Origin of the sequence: Flavobacterium frigoritolerans (assembly GCF_025847275.1) — a bacterium.
GTDB lineage: Bacteria > Bacteroidota > Bacteroidia > Flavobacteriales > Flavobacteriaceae > Flavobacterium > Flavobacterium frigoritolerans.
Genome location: NZ_JAOZEV010000010.1, coordinates 74,904 through 97,441 on the forward strand (window position 1 = coordinate 74,904; position 22,538 = coordinate 97,441).

19 protein-coding genes are annotated in these 22,538 nt (G+C 33.6%); 3 read left to right on the plus strand and 16 right to left on the minus strand.

The features are described from left to right. The first annotated feature begins 377 nt into the window (after window positions 1-377). A complete protein-coding gene (locus OIU80_RS13290) occupies window positions 378-1,646 on the plus strand; it encodes an alginate export family protein (protein ID WP_264287489.1) in 1,269 nt (422 codons plus the stop codon). Window positions 1,647-1,893: 247 nt separating this feature from the next. After that, window positions 1,894-2,568, plus strand: a complete 675-nt coding sequence (locus tag OIU80_RS13295) for a hypothetical protein (RefSeq protein WP_264287490.1) — start codon at window positions 1,894-1,896, stop codon at window positions 2,566-2,568. Between the two features lie 292 nt (window positions 2,569-2,860). On the opposite strand, the gene moaA is transcribed toward OIU80_RS13295, so the two are convergent. The 16 genes from moaA to OIU80_RS13375 all read right to left on the minus strand — a co-directional run bounded on the left by moaA (window position 2,861) and on the right by OIU80_RS13375 (window position 18,289). Then, window positions 2,861-3,868, minus strand: a complete 1,008-nt coding sequence (gene moaA / locus OIU80_RS13300; protein WP_264287491.1) for a GTP 3',8-cyclase MoaA — start codon at window positions 3,866-3,868, stop codon at window positions 2,861-2,863. After that, complete coding sequence (gene moaCB, locus OIU80_RS13305) at window positions 3,855-4,769, minus strand: bifunctional molybdenum cofactor biosynthesis protein MoaC/MoaB (protein ID WP_264287492.1); 915 nt, start codon at window positions 4,767-4,769, stop codon at window positions 3,855-3,857. The genes moaA and moaCB overlap by 14 nt, the downstream gene beginning before the upstream one ends. A gap of 3 nt (window positions 4,770-4,772) precedes the next feature. After that, window positions 4,773-5,204: a molybdenum cofactor biosynthesis protein MoaE gene (locus tag OIU80_RS13310; protein WP_264287493.1), complete on the minus strand. Its 432-nt coding sequence runs from the start codon at window positions 5,202-5,204 to the stop codon at window positions 4,773-4,775. Window positions 5,205-5,334: 130 nt separating this feature from the next. Further along, window positions 5,335-6,417, minus strand: a complete 1,083-nt coding sequence (gene moeB, locus OIU80_RS13315; protein ID WP_264287494.1) for a HesA/MoeB/ThiF family protein — start codon at window positions 6,415-6,417, stop codon at window positions 5,335-5,337. An 11-nt stretch (window positions 6,418-6,428) separates the two neighbouring features. Next, window positions 6,429-6,665: a MoaD/ThiS family protein gene (locus OIU80_RS13320; protein WP_039112838.1), complete on the minus strand. Its 237-nt coding sequence runs from the start codon at window positions 6,663-6,665 to the stop codon at window positions 6,429-6,431. Then, on the minus strand, window positions 6,662-7,456 hold the full coding sequence (cobA, locus tag OIU80_RS13325) for a uroporphyrinogen-III C-methyltransferase (RefSeq protein WP_264287495.1): 795 nt from the start codon (window positions 7,454-7,456) through the stop codon (window positions 6,662-6,664). Before cobA ends, OIU80_RS13320 begins: the two co-directional genes overlap by 4 nt. Next, the gene (locus OIU80_RS13330; protein ID WP_264287496.1) at window positions 7,453-8,034 is read right to left on the minus strand and encodes a molybdenum cofactor guanylyltransferase; all 582 of its coding nucleotides are present in this window, start codon (window positions 8,032-8,034) and stop codon (window positions 7,453-7,455) included. The genes cobA and OIU80_RS13330 overlap by 4 nt, the downstream gene beginning before the upstream one ends. A 173-nt stretch (window positions 8,035-8,207) precedes the next feature. Further along, window positions 8,208-8,954: a sulfite exporter TauE/SafE family protein gene (locus OIU80_RS13335; RefSeq protein ID WP_264287497.1), complete on the minus strand. Its 747-nt coding sequence runs from the start codon at window positions 8,952-8,954 to the stop codon at window positions 8,208-8,210. An 8-nt stretch (window positions 8,955-8,962) separates the two neighbouring features. After that, window positions 8,963-10,135, minus strand: a complete 1,173-nt coding sequence (locus tag OIU80_RS13340; RefSeq protein ID WP_264287498.1) for a molybdopterin molybdotransferase MoeA — start codon at window positions 10,133-10,135, stop codon at window positions 8,963-8,965. 201 nt (window positions 10,136-10,336) lie between these two features. After that, a complete protein-coding gene (locus OIU80_RS13345) occupies window positions 10,337-10,585 on the minus strand; it encodes a DUF6755 family protein (protein ID WP_264287499.1) in 249 nt (82 codons plus the stop codon). A 24-nt stretch (window positions 10,586-10,609) separates the two neighbouring features. Next, window positions 10,610-11,122 (minus strand): Rieske (2Fe-2S) protein, encoded by a 513-nt coding sequence (locus OIU80_RS13350; RefSeq protein WP_264287500.1) that lies wholly within the window; start codon window positions 11,120-11,122, stop codon window positions 10,610-10,612. 11 nt (window positions 11,123-11,133) lie between these two features. After that, a complete protein-coding gene (locus OIU80_RS13355) occupies window positions 11,134-11,703 on the minus strand; it encodes a 4Fe-4S dicluster domain-containing protein (protein WP_039112845.1) in 570 nt (189 codons plus the stop codon). A 17-nt stretch (window positions 11,704-11,720) separates the two neighbouring features. After that, window positions 11,721-13,937 (minus strand): molybdopterin oxidoreductase family protein, encoded by a 2,217-nt coding sequence (locus OIU80_RS13360; protein ID WP_264287501.1) that lies wholly within the window; start codon window positions 13,935-13,937, stop codon window positions 11,721-11,723. A gap of 182 nt (window positions 13,938-14,119) precedes the next feature. Next, a complete protein-coding gene (locus tag OIU80_RS13365) occupies window positions 14,120-15,172 on the minus strand; it encodes an MFS transporter (RefSeq protein ID WP_264287502.1) in 1,053 nt (350 codons plus the stop codon). Between the two features lie 28 nt (window positions 15,173-15,200). Continuing rightward, window positions 15,201-16,793 (minus strand): magnesium transporter MgtE N-terminal domain-containing protein, encoded by a 1,593-nt coding sequence (locus tag OIU80_RS13370; protein WP_264287503.1) that lies wholly within the window; start codon window positions 16,791-16,793, stop codon window positions 15,201-15,203. A gap of 20 nt (window positions 16,794-16,813) precedes the next feature. Beyond that, window positions 16,814-18,289, minus strand: coding sequence for an MFS transporter (locus tag OIU80_RS13375; protein ID WP_264287504.1), 1,476 nt, complete (start codon window positions 18,287-18,289; stop codon window positions 16,814-16,816). Between the two features lie 1,119 nt (window positions 18,290-19,408). On the opposite strand from OIU80_RS13375, the gene OIU80_RS13380 reads away from it, so the two are divergent. Continuing rightward, the gene (locus OIU80_RS13380; RefSeq protein WP_264287505.1) at window positions 19,409-22,531 is read left to right on the plus strand and encodes a SusC/RagA family TonB-linked outer membrane protein; all 3,123 of its coding nucleotides are present in this window, start codon (window positions 19,409-19,411) and stop codon (window positions 22,529-22,531) included. Window positions 22,532-22,538: the final 7 nt, after the last annotated feature.

Here is a 22,538-nt window from a genome sequence, read left to right on the forward strand (position 1 = left end):
CATCTAAACACAATATAAGTATCTATCAAGATTAAAACTCTTTCTTTATCGTACCTTAATTATTGTTTTCTGTACAATAATTAACTTCTCTCCTATTTCCTTTCATTACTACAAACACATCATAACCAATTAAAATTGTTATAGTTACAAATAAAATTATATCTTTATTGATCACTTTTGCCCTAGTTCTTCTATTTATTATTTTCGCAACCTACTTTATAAAAATGCATCTAACCATAATAAAATATTAAGTTAAGAGGCATCCTGTAAAATAATAAATAACAATATTTTATTATAGAATACTGATTTCATGACTTTTATCACAATAAAAGACTTTTTAGTCCTTTAAATTTGTACTACATAAAAATAACTCTCTCATGAAAAAAATAAAAATTATTGCTTTATTGATATTTGGCGGAATAAGCATTAGTCTGCAAGCGCAGGAATTTGATGCAAATTTACAACTTAGACCTCGTTTTGAATACCGTAACGGATATAAAACTCTTATACCAGAAGGTCAGGAAGCAACTTCTCAAATCTCACAACGCTCAAGATTAAATTTAAACTTTGCGCAAGACCAACTAAAAGTCAAATTAACACTTCAAAATGTTAGAACATGGGGAGATGTACCAACAACCGCAACTTCAGATAAAAATGGGGTTGCTGTTTTTGAAGCGTGGGCACAATATGATATAAGTGAAAAATGGAGCGCAAGAGCGGGACGTCAAGTACTTTCATACGACAATCAACGTATTATGGGAGAAATCGACTGGTTACAACAAGGACAAAGTCACGATGCCTTAATGGTTTCGTTTCATCCAAAAAACCATCAGCTTGATATGGGATTAGCCTACAACTCTGACGCCGAAAACAACTTTCAAACTCCATACACAGTAGGTAATTATAAAACAATGCAATATGCATGGTATCATACTAATATAGACAAATTAGGAGTTAGTCTATTAGTTTTGAATACAGGTTATGAATATGCTAATAACAATATCGATAAAAAATTACTAGTTGATTACAAACAAACTTTTGGAACTTACCTGACTTACAAAACAAAAAAAATTGATAGTAACTTAAGTTTCTACGGTCAAACCGGAAAAAGTGCAGACAAACAAGTTAGCGCCTGGGATGGGGCTGTGAACTTTTCATACAGTATAACAGATTCATTTAAAGCTGGTATTGGTTACGAATATCTATCTGGAAAAGATACAAATGACGGAAGTACAGTTATCAAATCATTCAACCCTATTTTTGGTACCAATCATGCTTTCAACGGTTATATGGATTATTTTTATGTTGGAGGAGGTCATCAAAACAGCGTTGGTTTACAAGATGCCTCTTTGAAATTCAATTACAATGTAAAAAAATGGCAATTTGCATTAATACCGCATGTATTCTTATCTGCTGCTGATGTGGTTGTAGCAGACAAAAAAATGGATTCTTATTTAGGAACTGAGATCGACTTTACAGCTGGATTCAATTTCAAAAAAGATATCACTCTTACAGGAGGGTATTCTCAGATGTTTGGTACTAAAACTTTAGAAGTTTTAAAAGCTCCTGGATATGCTGGTCATACCAACAACTGGGCTTGGTTAATGATTTCTGTAAACCCAAGAATTTTTTCTTTCAAAAAATAGAATCATTTCGTAAATCATCCATTTTTAAACTCAATATCATAACTTCCCTTTTGTCTCAAAGCAAAGGGGATTTTTTTTGCAGATAATGGGTGAAATAATCAAAAGGTACATGATTGAGGAAAAACTTAACATTGCCGTACATTTATATTGATTATATTTACTTAACTGAAAGTTAACAATTTAGACATATACTTAATCTTTCATCATTACTAACTTCAGAACTTTTCAATTATAAAGCCAATATCATATGGAAAAAAATGCAACAGAAGGTATTCCTCAAAATACTGATTTACCCAAAACAGATGACATTCAACCAATTGTAGAAGACAAAAAACCAGCAACACCAGCACCTGCAAAAAGTCCGCAAAGAGCTCGTGTAAGAAAGCCAACAGTAGCTACTACACCAGTAAAAGTTGCTCCAAAAGCCCCTGCAAAAAAAGCAACCCCAGTAAAACCAGTTGCTAAAGTACAAACTACAGAGGCTACTCCTGCACCTATAAAAACTCCTCAAACTATTCCCGCTAAGAAAGCAGTTACTCCTGTTGTAAAAGCAGTGGAAAAAACAATAGTAGAAAAACCTGCTGTAACACCAAAAGAGAAAAAAGAAAAAAAAGGAAAAGCGCCTAGTACGGGTAATTTAGTTGATGCAATAGGAGAAATCGTTAAAGAAAAATCTAAAAATAAAAAGAAGAAAAAGATGAAAGACAAAGACAAGGATAAGGACAAAGAGAAAGAAAAAAAGAAATTAGCTAAGAAAAAAGAAAAAGCTAAGAAGGATAAAAAGAAAGAGAAAGCTAAAAAAGCAAAACTTAAAGCTAAAGCCAAAAAGAAAGAAAAAACGAAGAAAGCTAAAGAAAAAGCTAAAGCGAAAAAAATAGCCAAAAAGAAGGCAAAAAAATCGAAATCGAAAAAGAAAAAATAATTTTGAGATAGGGTTTAACTTTAAAAAGTTAAACCCTTTTTTTGTTTGAAAAGGTTTCGACTTTACTCTGCATGATTATACGTTTAAATATTAGGGTAATGTTTGTTTTTTCTCAGCATAAAGTAAATCGAATGACTTTATAATTAAGCTTCGACTCCGCCTGATATATGATTGCATTATAAATAAACCAATATTGTGCAGACGCACTGCGGTGCTTCTCTACAGAAAACCTTTGTCCCTTTGAGCCTCAAAAGCCTCAGAACCTTTTAAAAAATCCTTTGCAACTCAAAAATTATCCCCCAATAGCAATCATACTGCGATTGTCTTGGTTTAAATTTGGGTTGTTCAATTCCTTAATCGTAGTCATTCCTGCTCTCACTTTTTTCTTGCTATTAATGGTTGCAGAAATCAAGTCGGTAATCTGTTCTCCATTCCTAAGAGGAGTCAATAAATCAGTTTCGGCATTAGAAAACAAACAGTTTTTTATCTTACCATTTGCCGTAAGGCGGATTCTATTACAGCTATCACAAAACGGATTCGTAACCGAACTTATAATTCCAAAACTACCTTGATAATCTTTTATTTTAAAAGTTCTTGCTGTGAAGTTTTTCTCATCTGCTAATTTTTCAATTTGAGATGGATCGTAGTGATTTGAAAGCGTTTCTAGAATTTGTTTTTGCGAAACCATTTTACTTTTATCCCATGCATTTCCTGCAAAAGGCATAAACTCTATAAACCGAATTGATAAGGGTAAAAACTTCGTTAATTCGATAAAATCAATAATCTCATCCTCATTAAATCCTTTTATCAGCACTACATTTACTTTCACATTAAAATCATTGTTTAAAAGCAAATGTAAATTGTCAATTACTTTATCAAACTGATTACGGAGCGTTATAGAATTGAATTTTGAAGCAATTAAAGTGTCCAGACTCAAATTAATATCCCGAACATTAAATTGCTTTAAAACGGCTAAATGTCGGTCTATTAAAATGCCATTGGTGGTAAGAGACAGTTTAATATTAAAAGTGGCTAATTTTGAAATAATTTCTGGAAAATCTTTTCTTAAAAGTGGCTCTCCTCCAGTTAATCGGATTTTATCAACACCGTTTTGTACAAATGTTTGTGCGATAGCAAAAACCTCTTCGGCAGACATTAACTCATTTTTTGGAGTTAGAGTAATTCCATCAGCTGGCATGCAATACGTACAACGCAAATTGCATTTCTCTATGAGCGAGATACGCAAATAGTTGTGCTTACGCCCAAAATCATCTGTTAAAACTGTGTTATTTGGCATCATGATTATTGCCTTTTAAAATATGAAATACATGCAAAACATGCGGAAAAATAGCATCCATAGACTCTCTAGCTCCATTTGTTGATCCTGGCAAAGCTAATACCAAAGTCTTTCCTAGAGTTCCTGCAACTGTTCGTGATAACATGGCATACGGCATACGCTGTTGTCCATAATTGCGAACTGCTTCTTCGATACCCGGAATACGACTTTCTAATAAAGGTGCTAATGCTTCGGGAGTTACATCACGTGGCGACAAGCCTGTTCCTCCTGTAAAAATCACTAACTGATTCTCTTTTGCGTAAGCTTTAGTTCTTTCCTGAATAATATCAACTTCATCAGGAATAATCTCGTAATGTGCTGTTTCTACTCCACAAGACTCTAGTTTTTCGACAATAATTTTACCAGAACGATCTTCTTTATCACCTGCAAAAATTGAATCAGAACATACAAAAACTGCTGCTTTTATAGTTGCGGGAAAACGGTTCTTGAATGATGATTTCCCTCCTTCTTTATTAATTAATTTTATGGTAGCTATCTCAATCTCTTTATCAATTGGTTTAAGCATATCATACATTGTAAGCGCCACAATTGAAGCTCCATGCATTGCCTCAACCTCCACTCCTGTTTTGTAAACCGTTTTAACTCTAAATATAATTTCGATAGTTAAACCCTCAATTTTATATTCTACAGATGTAAATTCGATTGGAATAGGATGGCAATCCGGAATGGATAAATGGGTATTTTTTACAGCAAATAATCCTGCCGTTTTTGCCATTTCCATCACATTCCCTTTTGGTACTAAATTATTCACAATGGCATCTATAGTAGCTTGTTGGCTCACTTTTACAATTGCGGTTGCGGTTGCTGAACGTAACGTATTTATTTTATGGGTAATATCAACCATTTTCTAGGTATTTTTCTTCCAGGTGAAAGTATCGTTTTCAAATAATTCTTTGCCAAAAATAGGCACATCGGTTTTTATCCAATTTACAATGGCTTCTGTAGCTTCATAAACTTGTTTGCGTCTTGTAGCCGAAACAAAAACAAACAAACAAATTTCACCCGCTTTTACAACGCCCAAACTATGATAAATATGCATACAGGTTAAATCATATTTAGCAAATGCTTTTTCTCGAATTGCATGTAAAGCTTCATTTGCCATATCGGTATAAGCCGAATAATCAATGGCTACTACCGTATTGTCATGAATTACATCGGCACGAACTTGTCCCAAAAAAATATTGTGCGCACCAATAGTATGTTTCGATTGGTGCTTCGCAATAGATTCAGCGATAAATTCAGAAGAAATTGGTCCTTCTACAAATACATTTTTACTCATTTTTTTTATTTTTATTTAGCTCAGAATTTCACTAATTCTCGCTAATTTTATTTTAATCTAAGGCTAAAAAACTAACCGCAAAGTTCACAAAGATTTACGCAAAGTTCGCAAAGCTTAAATTCTTAGAAACTTAGAATCTCAGAACCTTAGTGTCTTTTCTCAATAATTGCTCCAATACCAAAGCTCCTCCAATTATACTTTTCACATTTTTAAACTGATTCTTATTAAGTAATTCAGTTGCTGTTTTACTTCTTATTCCTGATTGACAGAAAACATAAATTATTTGATTTTTATTCAGTTTTTCTATTTCCTTTTCTAAATTCAATAACGGAATCTGAATGCTATTTTTAAAACTAATTTCTGGAAGTTCTCCCGAATTTCTAACATCTAAAAAAAGAACCTCATCTGTATCTATTTTATCCAAAATAGCTTTGGCTGTTATTTCTTCTGCTTGATTTTCAATTACTTTATATTTTGCTTCAAAAGCTAATTTATCTATAACTACGTTTTCCTTTTTTTCGAAGTCATACTTTTGTTGTTCGTTATTCAATAAATTATAAACCAGTATTTTACCACTAAGCACCTCACCTATTCCTAAAATCATTTTTATGACTTCATTTGCTTGTAGCATTCCGATAATCCCTACCGAAATTCCGATTACTCCTGCATCATTACAATTTAAAGACTGGCTGTTTTCATCTGGATACAAGCAACGATATGTAGGTCCATTTTTATAATTAAAGACTGAAACTTGCCCTTCAAATCTATAAATAGATCCATAAACTAATGGCTTATTTACCACGCAACAAGCATCGTTTATAAGATATTTAGTTGATAGATTATCTGTTGCATCAACTATTATGTCATAATGCTCAAATAAATCGAGCGCATTTTCTCCCGAAAGTCTTTCGGGTATAGCATTTATTTTAACTGTTGGATTTAATTCAGTTGCAATGCGCTTTGCCTCGAGCACTTTACTTTTTCCAACTGCATCATTTTTATAAATAACCTGACGATGCAAATTACTCAGCTCTATTACATCATCATCTACAATTCCTATTTCTCCAACTCCTGCAGCTACCAAATAAGGCAATATAGCCGATGCTAAACCTCCTGCTCCAATTATCAATACTTTGGCTTTAAGTAATTTTTGCTGACCAATTTCTCCTACTTCTGGAAGTATAACTTGTCTATTATAACGTGATGCTGCCATATTAAATGTATTTATCCACCTGCAAATGGTGGCAATAGAGCAATAATATCATTGCTTTTTAATTCATAAACAGTAGTTTTTGGAACTATCTTCTGATTGATTGCTATACTAAACGAAAGCGTATTTAACTGATATTTCTTATCTAAATCGTTTAATAATTGTTCCAATGATAAATTTCCCAAAGGAACTTTTTCTGTTGGGCAATTTGTTTTTTCTGCGACAGCACCAAAATATTTAACCTCTATCATGGCTTTAAATTTAAATTCTGATAAATAAACTCATCTTCTAAATATTCTTCAAAATAGGAGTTTAGTTTTAATGTATTTCTCACTACTTCACCAATAACAATTATTGCTGGCGAAGCTATTTCTTTTTCTTTAACCAGTTTAACGATCGTACTAATCGTTCCTGTTACTTTCTTCTGGTTCTCTTTTGTTCCGTTTTGAATGATTGCTATTGGCAAATCATCCGTTCTGTTTTTTTGGTATAATGCAATTATCTCCTCTAGTTTATGCATTCCCATAAGTATAACAACCGTTGCTGCCGATTGTGACGCTAAATTTATATCTTTTGATAATTTATGACCAGCGGTTGTACCTGTAATAACCCAAAAACTTTCGGCTATTTCTCTTTGTGTCAAACTAATTCCGTTTGTAGCAGGTACTCCTAATGCTGATGAAATTCCGGGTACTACTGCCGTTTCCAGATTAAACTTTTGCGCATATTCTATTTCTTCGATTCCGCGTCCAAATACAAAAGAATCTCCACCTTTTAACCGAACAACATGACCATAACGATCTGCCATCGATACAATCAATTCATTTATCTGATCTTGGCTATATGCATGACATCCCAAACGTTTACCTACAAAAACAATTTCTGCATTTGTAGCATATTTTAATAACTCTTCGTTTACCAAAGCATCGTATAAAACTACATCTGCATTTTCTAATGCTTTTATCGCTTTAATCGTAATTAACTCTACATCTCCCGGCCCTGCTCCTACTACGGTTAATTTGGGTCTTAATGATATTCTCATAACATCGTATTTAAATTGGCATTAAGATCATTTAATTCATCTGGCGAATTTATATTTGTAAAATTAAGACTTTGACTTTCGTCTAAAGTTATAATTTGGTGTGGCACTTTGGTAATCAGATTCATTAATTTTAAATCTCCTTGTGCAATTGCTTCTTTTATCACTGGAAGATTTTTCTTGGCATAAATCCCAATCAAAGGATGCATTCGGCTCTCTGATGATAAAACTGTAATCGCTGCTTCTTCATCATGTTTCTCGATTAACTCAGCTAATAATTCGGTAGATATCAAGGGAATATCACAACTCAAAATCATGTTAAATTCACTTTCAGAATGATACAAAGCGGTATAAATCCCTCCCAAAGGTCCTTTATCAACTTCGATATCACTTATTTTATTATACTCCAAATAGTCATAATCATTTCCATTTGTAACCAACTGTATGTTATTTGTAATCGGCAAAATAGCCTGAATGATATGTTCTATAAAAGGTTTGCCTTTAAACAATACCAATCCTTTCTCAGATTGCATCCGGGAACTTTTTCCTCCACATAGAATAAAAACTGCCAGATCTTTCATATCAATCTATTTATAATTTTTTTTTCTTTTAACACATAGAAACATAGATTTTTATACTCTCAAAAAGGCATTTCACTTATTTATAAAGCACAGAGTAAACATATATTTCTTTTTGTATTCTTCATTTACTTATAAAACCTATGTTTCTATGCGTTAAATGAATTTTTATCAATCTATGGAAATATCAATTTTACGCTTGCTAATAAAATAACAACTCCTAATACATATTTTAATGTTTTATTAGAGAAATACCCACTTCCGTAATAACCTCCTAAGATTCCTCCGAAAACCGCAATTGGTACTAAATAAAAACTGTCTATAGGGATGCTTTTTCCTCCTAGAAAATAACCTGTTATTCCTGCTAGTGAATTTACGAAAATAAATAGACTTGAAACCGCTGCAGACTCTTTAACTGATGCCCAACCTAAAAATAATAAAATCGGGCTTAATATAATTCCGCCTCCAATTCCTAACATTCCAGATAATAAACCTATCCCAAAACCTAATGCTAAAGCAAAAGGAAGTTTAATTACAACAGCTTCTTTTTCTTTAAAATTAAAAAAACCAAATAATCTAAATGCTGCAAATACTAAAACCAATCCTAAAATTACTTTGTAAACCGTACTATCTAATGTTATAAATCCTCCTATAAAAGCCGCTGGAATGGATGCTATTGCAAAAGGGTAAAAGAGCTTGGGCTTAAAATAATTCATCTTATAATAAAAGAAAAAAGAGATGCTGGACACAAACAAATTAAGCAATAATGCCGAAGGTTTCATTATACCTATCGGGAATGCAAAAATTGCCATAAGTGCTAAATAACCTGAAGCTCCGCCATGTCCAACGCTTGAGTATAAAAAAGCGATTACTACAAGTGCAATGCTAAAAATGATTAAATTTTCGGTCGTTAATATGTTCATAATTATATTTAATCTAATGGTAACAAGGTTACATTTTCCTCTTTTTTAATTTCTGTGCTGTCGTAAGGTACAAAAAGCAAGGAATTTGCTGTAGCAAAAGTATTTAACATTGCCGAGCTTTGGCTGTCTAATACACTTACATGAGTTTCATTATACAACGCTTTTAAAAATAATGTTTTCCCTGTAGTATTGATTACTGCTGTGCTAAGTTTACGAACAATTCTTTTTAAATGAATATCCTCAAATCCCATCATCTTTTTTAATGCTGGTAAAACATACACATAAAAACTGGTCAGTGACGACGCTGGATTTCCGGGTAATGCAAAAATTAATTTTTCTTCTTTACTCCCAAAGAATAATGGTTTTCCTGGTTTTTGATTTATCTTATAAAATAACTCTTCTACTCCATTTTTTAATAAAGCTTCTTTAACAAAATCATAATCACCCACCGAAATTCCTCCTGAAACAAGAATCATATCGTATTTTACTAAAAGCTTTTTCAAAACTTTTTTGGTGGCTTTTAAATTGTCTTTTACTCTAAAAACTTTTACTTTTTTTATCCCTGCAGTTTCAAGAGCTGCTTGCAACATAATCGAATTACTCTCGAAAATCTTACCTAATTTTAATTTTTTTCCTGCTTGTACTAATTCATTTCCTGTAACTAGAATGGCAACTTTTGGTTTACTATAAACCTCAACTTCTGTAATTCCTAAACAAGCCAAAAAGCCAATTCCTGCTGGAGTCAATAGTGTGTTTTTTTCGAGCATGATATCGCCTTCATTAACCTGTTCTCCTTTTGCTCTAACATTTGCATTGGGTTCTGGCATTTTATCTATCGTAATCGAATCTCCATCGACAGTAACATGCTCTTGCATTACTACTGTATCAACAGAATCTGGCACAAATGCTCCTGTAAAAATTCGTATGGCCTGACTGTCTTTAATTTTATGTTTGCCATTATCTCCTGCTTGCGAAATACCAATTACACCATATTGTTTATTCTTTGAATGTGTAAAGGCATAACCATCCATAGCCGATTGACGAAATGGAGGCATTGCAATAGGTGCATAAACTGTTTCGGCAAGTATATAACCAAGTGATTTATTTACTTTGATTTTACGAACTGGCATTTTAATGCTATTGTCTGCAATAATTGATAAGGCTTCATCTACTTGAATCATGGTGGCTATTTTATATAAGTAAAAATACTTATTACAAATGTTTTTATTTAGTAAAACTCATTACTAAATTCAAAAATCTTAAGGAATATAAATTTAAGCTTAATTCTTTACATACTGCGATTAAAATCAACACAACCTTTGTCTAAGTTCAAAACTTTGACAAAGGTCTGCGCTGTGAGCAATTAATATTGTGAGATTAAACTATTTGTTTTTAAAGTTTCCTTGTGGCAAATAATACAACCACGAAAACCCAATTAAAAACAATACCGCAGAAGCTATAAATGCAGGCAATAATATTTCTGTGTTATTATCCAATGCATTGTTTAGGGAAGCATACAACAACCAAATTTGGATACTCACGTTTAAGATTAAAATAAAAATTAGTGTCGAAAGTATATTGTTCAACTTATTTGGATTGGCTCGATTCTGACTTCTTCTAAAAGTACTCATACTACTATTTTTTTTAGGATTGTTCTAGCTTTGTTTCTGTTCTACAAATTCTTTTACAAAAACACCTTTGTCTTTAAAAAACACTTCTAATTTTGGTAATGCTCTTGGTGGAGGTCCAGAAATTACATCTCCAGTCGCAGCATCAAATGAGCCGTCATGGCAAGGACAATGAATTATTCCTGTTCCTGGTTTATAAAATACGGAACAAGACAAATGGGTACATTTTTGCTCGTATGCCTTGAAATCTCCATTTTCCAGATGTATCAAAATATAAGGTACCGTACTTCCTTCTATTACAAATCCTCTTGTTCCTCCTACTGGAACTTCATCTTTATTACAAATAAAATGCTCTCCTTGTACTCCTTCTTTTGGTAATAAATAGGCTTTTGCAGCAACAAATCCGCTTCCGACCATTAACCCGCCAGAAACAAAAGTTAGGAACTTAGCAAAATCACGTCGGCTTACCTGAGTAGATTCTTGTTTTTTTATTGGGAAATCTTTTTTCCAGTTTTGATTTAAATTATCTTCTTTTGACATGGATTTTAGATTTAATATATTCTTAATTCATTACTGCCTTTAGGCATCATAATATTTACTTTGGTATTTACTACTTCTTTTCCGAAGATGAAAGTATTGATTGGTGTACTATTTGGTCTCATTTCCTCAATTTCGGCTCTTGTTCCATAAAACAAAGCACCACTTGGGCAAACAGTTGCGCACATTGGTTTTTTTCCCACGCTCGTTCTATCATAGCACATGGTACATTTCATCATTAAATCGTACTCTTCCATTTTTTTAGGCACTCCAAACGGGCATGCCATCACGCAATTGGAACAACCTATACATCTTTCGGTATTGGCAGTATGCACGATTCCAAATTCGTCTTGCGAAATTGCATCAGCAGGACATACGTTTGCACACACTGGATCTTCACAATGCATACAAACTTGTACTGTAGTTTGGATTGTTGAAGAACGCTCGACATAATTCACACTAATCAATGATTCTTGTCCATTGGTTTCGCATTCGGCACAAGCCATTTCGCAAGCCTTACAACCTATACAACGCTGCAGATCTACAAAAAACTCTTCATTTGTATTAAAATTAGTTTGGTTCATAGTCACGTTTTTATAGATTAAATACTTGCATAAGCTTCTGATTCTGTAGATGGCGGCGCAATTACTCCTTGCGGATCCAATAAACAGGCACAAACTTTAAATTCTGGCATTTTAGAAACCGGATCTAATGTTCCGATTGTTAATTGATTCGCCGATTTTGCTCCCGGCCAATGGTAAGGGATAAAAATGGTATCTTTTCGGATAGTCTCAACAATGTTTGCTGGAAAAATACCTTCTCCTCTTCGGGTTTCAACTCGCACTAATTCGCGTTGTTTAATTCCGTATTTCAAAGCCAGTTCTGGATGAATTTCTAACAATGGTTCTGGGATTTGATCTACCAACTTCCCTATTCTTCGTGTTTGTGTTCCGCTTAAATATTGAGAAACAACACGTCCTGTTGTAAGCGTTATTGGATACTTCTCATCTGTAACTTCACTAGGTAATCTGTAAGGTGCTGGATTAAAATGGGCTTTCTTATCTGCGGTAGCAAATACTTTATCTTCCCATAATCTAGGTGTTCCCGGATGGTCATCTGTTGGGCAAGGCCAGAAAACGCCCATATTATCTTCTATTTTTTTATAAGATATTCCAAAATAATCAGCAGTTCCTCCTTTTGAGGCAACTCGAAGTTCATTAAAAATTGCTTCACTATTTTCATAAGTAAACTTATCTTCTTCACCCAGTCTTTTTGCCAATTCTAAGAAAATAGAAGTATCTGTTCTTGCATCTCCCGGAGGAGTTACGGCTTGTCGAATTCGGATTACTCGTCCTTCTGCCGATGTAGTTGTTCCTTCTTCTTCTTCCTGTAGCGAACCTGCCAAAACAATATCTGCATGACGGGCAGTTTCATTCAAAAAGAAATCGATACAAACATAAAATTCTAATTTTTCTAGTGCTTCTCTTACATAGCTATTATTTGGCAATGATACCAACGGATTAAAACAAATAGAAAGTAGTCCTTTTATTTCTCCTCTATGAATGGCATCAATGATTTCATAAGCCGATAGCCCTTTTCCTGGCATATCTTTTTCATCTATTCCCCAAACTTGTGATATGTATTTACGATGTTCCGGATTTTCGATATCTCTATTTCCTGGTAGCTGATCGCATTTATGACCATGCTCTCTTCCTCCTTGTCCGTTTCCTTGTCCGGTTATTGTTCCGTATCCACAATAAGGTTTTCCAAGTCTTCCTGTTGCCAGAACTAAATTGATACAACCTACTACATTATCAACTCCTTTAGTATGTTGTTCGATTCCGCGTGCGTGAAGTAAAAAACTCGTTTTGGCTTTGCCCCATAATTCTGCAGCTGCTTTAATTTTATCTTTATCAATTCCTGTAATTTCTTCTGCCCATTCTAAGGTATAATCTTTTACAGCATCGATTGTTTCTTGAAAACCTGATGTATAATTATCTATAAAATCATGATCTAACATATCATGATCAACTAGATATTTTAGCATCGCTCCGTATAATGCCGAGTCTGTTCCTGGTTTTATATCTAAATGAATATCTGCTGTTCTTGCCAACGGAATCATTCTAGGATCTATAACTATAAGTTTAGCCCCTCTATCTCTGGCTTTCCAGATCCAATGGGTTAATGTTGGGAAAGTTTCACTAATATTTGCTCCACTAACAATAATTACTTCGGCATATTCTAAATCAGAATAATTATTTGAAGCACGGTCTAATCCAAAAGCTTTTTTATTTCCTGCTCCTGCACTCACCATACAAAGTCTTCCGTTATAATCCAGATTTCTGGTTTTTAATGCTACACGTGCAAACTTCCCTACCAAATAACTTTTTTCGTTGGAAAGCGAAACTCCAGACAACATAGAAAAAGCATGCTTGCCATATTTTTCCTGAATTCTTTTTATTTCTGATACGGTTTTATCCATAGCCTCATCCCAAGTAGTTTTTTCGAAACCTTTTCCTTCTACTCTTTTTATAGGATGCAAAAGTCGGTCGGGATGATTATTTTGCAAATAGCGTTGTACTCCTTTTGGACACAAACGTCCTTCGTTAAAAGGAAATTCCATCCAAGGCTCAAAACCTACTACTTTATTTTCTTTTACTAATAGCTGAATACCACATTGCATTCCGCAAAAACAACAATGCGTTTTTACTATTTCATCTGGTTCATCTCTACCTTCGTAACCATCTTTGGGTGCATAATTTAAATGCGGTCCAAAATCTTCAATTATTTTTTCGGTTGATACAGGTAATTTTGCCATGTTTATTTTTTTAGTTTTCAGTTTTTAGTTCCAGTCGCAGTATTTGGTATTCAATTTCAGTTTTTAGTCCTTGTCTCGGTGTTCAGTAATCTATTTCAACTTAATCTGTTTACTGTCAATTCAAACTGTAAACTTGTACTGAACACTGCAACTATAAATTGGTACTAAATACTAAATGAAAATTATCCAAATAAGCTTCCACCACTTTCTAATCTTGCTTTTAAATGTGCTTGTGCCAAACGCGACCTTTTTCCTTCTGGGCTTAAATCTAGGTGCGAAGTGCCATCTTCGTGTGTAAAATCAAAACCCAATTCTTTGGTTACAATCTTTAAATCATTAATATGTAATTGGGTCGCAAATTCTTCTCCTGTATGCGGGCAAACTGCCATTCCCATCTTTATTCCTTCTTTCTTATAAATATGAGCTCCAATCTGGGCTGGGCGCTGAATGATATGGAAGAATTTCCCGAAAGGAATCCATATCAAGAACATAATTACCGTTACGGCATGAATTACAGCCAGAAAATCAAACGCAAATCCTTTCATGAACTGATAAGAATAGGTAAGACATAATCCTGTAACTGATATTGCTATCAATAAAATAAGTGGTAATAAATCACCTTCAAAAGTCTGTGTAGCTATTAAACCCGGATTTGTTAATCGTCTTCTTAAATAATAAACTGATCCAATTATAACTAACCAAGACGACCAGTTTAAAGCATGAAAAATCATGAATGCCATAAATGATCCTATTTCGAAATCCATCATTTTAAATCCAAAAAAATGAGCTTCATAAATTGAAATTGAATCGGGTGCCAAGGTAAAATGGATCCATCCGAACGTAAGCGGAATTGTTATTGCAAATGCCGACATACACCCTAATGCAATACAAAAGTGAGCTATCCAACGGTATTTACTTCTTGGGTAAATAAATTTCTGAACTACAATATTCTCTACCGATTCTTTTCCTAAAAACCACAAATGTTCAACTATCTTTCCTGTAAATAGAAACTTGATGCTTCGCTTAAAATACATCCATGTGGGTGGACGCTGTAGCCAAACCGAATAACGATATACGATTCCGAAAAAAGCGAATACTGTTCCGAATAAATAAGTAACTAATGCGGCATCAAAATTTTGCAATTGTCTCGACCCGTAAAATACAAGCACGATAGTTAGTGCAGATACTAGAGTCGCTACGAGTAAAGCTTTGGTATTAAAAGTTTTATTTTTCATCCTTAATTAATATTTAATGAATTACTTATTAACTCGGTTTTTCACAACCTTTACGATTATAGAACCACCAATTGATACCTGTAGCTAATATAGTGAAAATAGCAACGCCAATAAAGAATTGATTTACAGTACCATTAGCCGAAAGATTATTTCCTATTAATTTAGAAAAGATAAATGGACCAAATGCTGCAATTGCCGCTGTCCAACCAATAACTCCAGCTGCCTGACGTTGGTTTTCGGCAAAAATAATTGGATATTGTCTGAACGTACCAGCGTTTCCGATTCCTGTAAAAAAGAACATCGCCAGAATAACTGCTACAAAAAGAGGAAATTGATCCATACTTGTAGGTGCTACTAATCCTTCTGTAACTAATATAATGGATCCTGCCAAAATTCCTAAACCTGTAATTGTAGTAAGTATAGCTCCACCTACTTTATCTGCAATAAAACCAAAAGCAATTCTACTCGCTGATCCTATAAGAGGGCCGTAAAAAGCATATACTAATGGATCTGGTGCATTAGGAAAATCTCCGTATAAAAACTTGATCATTAAAGGAAACGCTGCAGATAAACCTGCAAATGTTCCAAAAGTCATCACATAAGTAATGGTGCAATACCAAGTGTGTTTATTGGAGAAGATGTCCATTTGTTCTCTAACAGAGGCTTTCATAGGAATACTTCTTAAATAGAACCAACTTATAATAGACAATAATATTAGAAAGGGAGCATACCAAAATGCAGCCGACTGTAAATAAACTTCTGTGTTTTTAACTGCGGTATTTTTAGGACTGATATCATTTAATATTTTTTCAGCCATCTTTGGGTTTGCATTTGCAATAGCTTTGGCTTTAGCTTTTAAAGGCAATGATGTAAAAAGAACCACTTTATCATCTGATTTGATTGATTTGCTTACTGAATCAATAACCGTTTTCTTTACGTTGGTCAATATCCTAGCTTGCACATCGGGATCTAAAGCGGCAAATACCTCTTTTTGTTTTTCGATACTAGCGTTCTGAAAAACAACTATTGCTTCTTTATGATCAATACTTGTAAATACTGACGCAGCACCAAAAATACTAACACTTATAATAAGTGGTGTAACAAATTGTGCTACCGAAACTCCAAAGTTTCCAATTCCTGCCTGAATTCCCAGTGCCGTACCTTTTAGTCTTTTTGGAAAAAATAAACTTGTACTTGGCATATAAGAAGAAAAATCTCCCCCACCAAAACCTGTTGTAAATGCTAATACAGCAAATACCCAAAATGGTGTGCTTGTATCCATCACTGCAAAACCAATTCCGATTACAGGAATTAATTTAATAAGCGTGGCAAAAGACACCACATGTCGTGTTCCAAATATTGGTAATATAAAAGTGTGAATAATTCTTAAAAGTCCTGCTGCTAATCCCGGAATGGCTGTTAACCAAAAAAGTTGATCTTTAGTAAAACGAAATCCTAATCCGGGTAACTTTACAGCAATAACACTCATCATAAACCATGAGGCAAATGATAATATTAGAGTAAGTGTTGTTATTGTTAATGTTCTCCAAGCAATTTTACTTCCGGTAGAGTTCCAAAATGCTTCATCTTCGGGCTCCCATCTATCTAACCAAGTTTTCATATTCTATCTTATTTAATTTTTTAATGCTTATCTTCTATCTCTCTGGTAAAATTTGGTGATTTTGATCTCATTGCGTTTATAATTGTTCGATGCATCCACAACAAACACAGCACTGATACTATGAAAATAAATATCCAAGAACTGGTCCAGAGCCCAGTATAATTTAGGAGGTAACCAAAGATAATTGGGCCAACAAATCCGCCTAATCCACCTATTAAGCCTACCATTCCGCCAACAACTCCTACTTCATTAGGGAAATATTCTGGAATGTGTTTATAAACTGCTGCTTTACCAATCCCCCATGAAATACCTATAAGTATTACCAAAACCACATAAACCCAAAGATTGGCGCTAAATTTAATTTGAGTAATTCCCTGAGCTAGTAATTCTTTCTTTTTCACTTCTTGATTTTGTTTTACAAGAATTTCCTGCCAAGAGTTTTTAACTGGAAAAATGGCTGTATCATCATCCTTTGAAGTTGCTTTGGGATTGACCTTATGTACTTTGCCATTTACTAATATTGCATCGGCGGCAACTTCGGTAACAATACCATTATTGGTAGCCAGAACTCCTGGGCCAGCTGTAAAGATTTCCATTTTTGGGAACATCAGTAAGAAACTAATAACTATCGATGATCCTAAAACCCAATACATAACTTTTCGAGCTCCAAATTTATCGGATAAATAACCTCCAAAAGCTCTAACTATTCCTGATGGTAAACTAAACATAGTGGCAAACATTCCTCCCATTACTAATGATGTATGGTAAACATTCATGAAATTAGGCACTAACCATTGTGAATACGCTACGAAGCACCCGAAGACTAAAAAATAATAGGCTCCAAAACGCCAAACTCGAATATTTTTAAGGGGTGACATTAGTTCTTTCATCGTTTTTGAAACACCCGGATTGGTTTTATTTTTAGCAAAAACAATAAAAAGTATTCCTATAAAAACCAAAACGGCTCCGTAGATTATAGGCAACATTTTCCATCCGTTTGTAGGATCTTTTTCTGATAAGTGATTTAATAAAGTGGGCGCTATAAAAGTGGTAATCGCTGCACCTGCATTTCCCATTCCGAAAATACCTAAAGCTCTTCCTTGCCAGTTTTGAGGATACCAAGCCGAAGTATATCCTATACCTACTGCAAAACTTGTCCCTACTAATCCAAATAAAAAGCTTAATACTGCAAAACTCCAGAATGAATTGGCAAACGGAAGAAGAAAAAGAGGAATAGAACATAATAACAATAAAACAGAAAATATAATCTTACCTCCATATTTATCTGTTAATATACCTATAGGAAGTCGGAAAACTGATCCTGATAAAATAGGAATTCCTAACAGCCAACCCGTTTCTACAACTGTCCAATTAAATATGCCTTTGTCTACAAGATAAGTAACCAAAACTCCATTTAGTGTCCAGCAAGCAAAACATATTGTAAATGCAAAAGTGTTTAAAAATAAAATTTTGTGTGATTGAGATAAACTACTCATAATTGACTGTTTTTAATATCGTTTTTAATTAAATCAGTACGCTATTTATAGACTTCTTTAATTAAAAGTCAAAATTAAAGAAATCAATTTCTACTTAAAATGACATTTGTCATATTAAAGACAATATTATCCTTAATGGTTTCTTTATGTCCAGTTGGATATTTTTTTAAACAATGGTGGTTTTATTCCGAATAAAATTAACTAAAAAAATTACATGAAAAGAAATTAACCCGTATCAATAAAGAGTATAAATAACTTATTATCAATAATATAAATTTAAAAATCACTTTAACGTATATTATATGGAAATAACGGGATTGCTTTCCTACCTAACTTTTGTTAAAAATTAAGCTATAAATAAGGTAAACGGCGGTTTCATGCTATAATATTCATCTGAATGAAGTTTTTGATAATCAATAAATTAAGATTTTAGACTCAAATTGTATTAAAAAAGCTATTTTTTATTAATTGATATTTATTTTTTATAAATAAAAAACGGAACAACAAACAAACATAAAAACCTAACAACCAATAAATTAAAAAACCAAAAAGAACAAGTAATTACATCTTTCCTATTTATTTTAAAAAATAATTATATAAATTTTTGGTTTTTATTATATATAATATAACTTTGTCTATAGAATTAGTAGAGTTTAAATTAAAATAATCTATATTTTGAAAACAATCGAGAGAATATCGAACTACATCCTTCCTAAAGAATACACTTATAACACCTTCTGTTATATGTGTATCTGTTGCTAATTCTCTTCGTACTATTTTCGTTTATGTTACCTATTAAGTTATAACTATATAGTTTGAACTAACCGAATTGTATTAAACACTCTCCCACTATTATCTTACTGAAAGTACAAAACTATTCTTTATATCATGCGTAAGGAACAGGTTGGTGGAATAACATGTAAAAAACTAAAAATAAATAATTAACTAAAAAAAGGAAAATGAAAACTATGTATAGAAGTTGCTGTAAATAAAAAAAGCCATTTCTGCGGCAACAGAAATGGCAGGCTTAAAAAAAAAATGTGAATCTCTTTATAAAGGAAACGATAGTTGATTTCTCAGCTTTCGCGATGCCTTTACTATTTAAACCAACACAAAGAAATGAAAAAAAAATTAAACATATACTCATTGCTGCTACTTCTGTTTGTATCAGCTGGTATTAAGGCACAAAATACTACCCCCCTTATACAATCTAAACTCGACGGAACAATAGTCGATGATATTACGAATCAACCCATTATTGGAGCTTCTGTAAATATTAAAGGAACTACTCACGGAGTTGTAACTGATACAGAAGGGAAGTTTTATTTTCAAACGGGTCAAAAATTTCCATACACTTTAATAGTAAGCTATATAGGATATAAAAAAGCTGAGGTAATCGTTGAGAAGAATCCTATTACCATAAGTTTAAAAGAAGAACGCCAAGAACTAGACGAATTAGTAGTTGTAGGATATGGAGCTCAAAAAAGAAAAGACATTACTGGTTCTGTAGCTTCTGTTCCTAAAGCAAATCTGGCACAAGTAACCTCATCGGCAGACAACTTACTACGAGGTGCAATTCCCGGAGTAGTTGTTACCCAAAGTTCTGGACAGCCTGGAGCATCTTCTAGTGTACGTATTCGAGGAGGAAACTCAATTACTGCTGGTAATGAACCTCTTTATGTTGTAGATGGAATATTAATATACAATGACAATAACAATAGTACAGCAGGAGTAACTTATTCCGGAGCAACTATAAATGTATTATCAACAATTAATCCTAGTGATATAGAATCTATTGAAGTTCTTAAAGATGCCTCGGCAACTGCAATTTATGGATCTCGTGGTGCAAATGGTGTCGTACTTATTACTACCAAAAAAGGAATAAAAGGGCAAGATAATATTTCATATCAAGGCTATTTTGGATTTCAGAATGTCTCGAAAAAACTAAACCTGATGAATGCCAGCCAATGGGCAAGTTTACGCAATGATGTTCAGGCAAGTATCGGGCAACCGCCTTCGTTTTCGCCAGCTCAAATAGAAGCGTTAAAAACTTCTGGAGATTATGACTGGCAAAAGGCAGCTTTTAGAACTGCTGCTCCTATTCAAAATCATCAATTCTCTTTTTCTGGTGGAGACGAACGCTCGAGATATGCTATTTCTGCAGGTTATTTTGATCAGGAAGGTATTTTGCTTGGATCTGATTTTAAACGAATTTCTCTACGCGCCAATTATGAAAGAAACTATTCTCAAGCTTTTAAGTTCGGTGTAAATGCCAATTATAGCAACTCAATATCTAATGGTCTTGGTTCTAATTCAAGTAGTAGACAACCTAATCCGCTAGTTGCTGCCTTACTAATAGCTCCTGTAGTTCCTATAAAAAATCCGGATGGATCTTATAATGTAACTCAAAATCCTTACGCTACATCTGTTAATGGTTATATACCAAATCCGATTAATGATTTGGAAAATACTACCAATGAAACCAAAATTAATAGAATATTGACCAGCCTGTTTGGGGAATATAAAATAACTAAAGAACTAACTGCCAAAGTTGCTGTAAGTGGAGATGTTATTGGAACTAAACAAAATTATTATGCTCCATCGAATACTACAAATGGTGCAGGAACAAAAGGATTAGCATCTGTAGGTGACCGATTAGTAAGTTCCGTATTAAACGAGAATACATTAAACTACAATACAACTTTTGGCGAAGACCATAAATTTTCGGCTTTGGCAGGATATACTCTTCAATACACGGAAGGAGAAGTAGTTAATGCGGGATCAAATACTTTTGTAAATGATGCTAATACTTACAATGCTTTACAAGATGGTGTGCCTATAAAACCATACAGCGATGCATTCGAAAGTGTGCTGAAATCATGGTTAACCAGAGTAAATTATTCTTATAAAGGTAAATATAATTTTACGTTATCTGCACGTGCCGATGGTTCTTCAAGATTTGGTTCGGAATCGCTTTGGGGTTATTTTCCATCAGCAGGTTTTTCATGGAATATTACCGATGAAGAATTTGCTAAAAACATCAAAGGCGTAACCGAAGCTAAACTACGATTGACTGCTGGAACAACAGGAAATCAGGAAATCGGAAATTATCTTTCTTTGGCTTCAATGGGTTCTGTTAACTATGCTTTTGGCGGAACGTTACAAACAGGGTTAGCTCCTACCCGATTGGCAAATCCAGACTTAAAATGGGAAAAAACCAATCAATATAATGTAGGTTTAGATTTGTCATTATTAGACCGAAAAATAAATTTTGTTTTTGATGTCTATTACAAAAAAACAAAAGATTTACTTATTAATGTCCCAATTCCGCTTACTTCAGGATATGCAACAGTACTTCAAAATATTGGAGGTGTAGAAAATAAAGGTATTGAAATTGGATTAATAACCGAAAATTTAAAAACGGATAACTTCTCATGGAATTCAAACTTCGTATTCTCAGCCAATAAAAATAAAGTAGTTTCTATTGGAAATGGCGTTGATCAATTTTTCCCTGTAGTGCCAAATGGTTCTTTATTACAACAACAGCCTGTAACAGTTAAAGTAGGATCACCTTTGGGAACATTTTGGGGATACAAAACCAATGGTATTTTTCAGACTCAGGAAGAAGTTGATACACAGCCTAAAATAAATAGTCTTGCTAATACAAGAATTGGAGATCGAAAATATGTAGATACTAATGGAGATGGAGTAATATCTGCCGCAGACAAGGGAGATCTTGGAAGTTCTCAGCCCAAATTTGTGGGAAGTTTTAGCAATACCATTTCGTATCGCGACTTCGATTTGAATTTCTCTTTACAAGGATCTTATGGAGGCAAGATATTTAATGCCCTTAACCAACAATTAGAAATTTCAACTCTTGGAACTAATGCTGCAGCAACGCTAGACGATCGCTGGACTCCAACAAATCCAAGCAATGAAATTCCTAGAGCATCGAGTTCTCCATTAGGAATAGTTTCGGAACGTTATGTAGAAGACGCTTCTTTCCTGAGATTAAAACTCATCACTTTTGGATATACATTACCTAAAAGCCTTTCTTCTAAACTAGGAACAAAGAGCATTAAATTTTATGTATCTGCCGAAAACTTAATTACATGGACTAAATACACTGGTTATGATCCAGAAGTGAGTTCATACGAACAAAACAACTTATATCCCGGAATTGACTTTGGTGCTTATCCAAACTCTAAAACATTCATTTCTGGCTTGAACGTAACTTTCTAAGTAAAAA

Bases quoted from the DNA above. Each gene is read 5' to 3' on its own strand.
- OIU80_RS13340 (WP_264287498.1), bottom strand. From the start codon at position 10,135: ATGATTCAAGTAGATGAAGCCTTATCAATTATTGCAGACAATAGCATT.
- OIU80_RS13345 (WP_264287499.1), bottom strand. From the start codon at position 10,585: ATGAGTACTTTTAGAAGAAGTCAGAATCGAGCCAATCCAAATAAGTTG.
- OIU80_RS13290 (WP_264287489.1), top strand. From the start codon at position 378: ATGAAAAAAATAAAAATTATTGCTTTATTGATATTTGGCGGAATAAGC.
- OIU80_RS13330 (WP_264287496.1), bottom strand. From the start codon at position 8,034: ATGAAAGATCTGGCAGTTTTTATTCTATGTGGAGGAAAAAGTTCCCGG.
- moeB (WP_264287494.1), bottom strand. From the start codon at position 6,417: ATGGCAGCATCACGTTATAATAGACAAGTTATACTTCCAGAAGTAGGA.
- OIU80_RS13360 (WP_264287501.1), bottom strand. From the start codon at position 13,937: ATGGCAAAATTACCTGTATCAACCGAAAAAATAATTGAAGATTTTGGA.
- cobA (WP_264287495.1), bottom strand. From the start codon at position 7,456: ATGAGAATATCATTAAGACCCAAATTAACCGTAGTAGGAGCAGGGCCG.
- OIU80_RS13365 (WP_264287502.1), bottom strand. From the start codon at position 15,172: ATGAAAAATAAAACTTTTAATACCAAAGCTTTACTCGTAGCGACTCTA.
- OIU80_RS13370 (WP_264287503.1), bottom strand. From the start codon at position 16,793: ATGAAAACTTGGTTAGATAGATGGGAGCCCGAAGATGAAGCATTTTGG.
- OIU80_RS13380 (WP_264287505.1), top strand. From the start codon at position 19,409: ATGAAAAAAAAATTAAACATATACTCATTGCTGCTACTTCTGTTTGTA.
- OIU80_RS13295 (WP_264287490.1), top strand. From the start codon at position 1,894: ATGGAAAAAAATGCAACAGAAGGTATTCCTCAAAATACTGATTTACCC.
- OIU80_RS13350 (WP_264287500.1), bottom strand. From the start codon at position 11,122: ATGTCAAAAGAAGATAATTTAAATCAAAACTGGAAAAAAGATTTCCCA.
- OIU80_RS13320 (WP_039112838.1), bottom strand. From the start codon at position 6,665: ATGATAGAGGTTAAATATTTTGGTGCTGTCGCAGAAAAAACAAATTGC.
- OIU80_RS13310 (WP_264287493.1), bottom strand. From the start codon at position 5,204: ATGAGTAAAAATGTATTTGTAGAAGGACCAATTTCTTCTGAATTTATC.
- OIU80_RS13335 (WP_264287497.1), bottom strand. From the start codon at position 8,954: ATGAACATATTAACGACCGAAAATTTAATCATTTTTAGCATTGCACTT.
- moaCB (WP_264287492.1), bottom strand. From the start codon at position 4,769: ATGGTTGATATTACCCATAAAATAAATACGTTACGTTCAGCAACCGCA.
- moaA (WP_264287491.1), bottom strand. From the start codon at position 3,868: ATGATGCCAAATAACACAGTTTTAACAGATGATTTTGGGCGTAAGCAC.
- OIU80_RS13355 (WP_039112845.1), bottom strand. From the start codon at position 11,703: ATGAACCAAACTAATTTTAATACAAATGAAGAGTTTTTTGTAGATCTG.
- OIU80_RS13375 (WP_264287504.1), bottom strand. From the start codon at position 18,289: ATGAGTAGTTTATCTCAATCACACAAAATTTTATTTTTAAACACTTTT.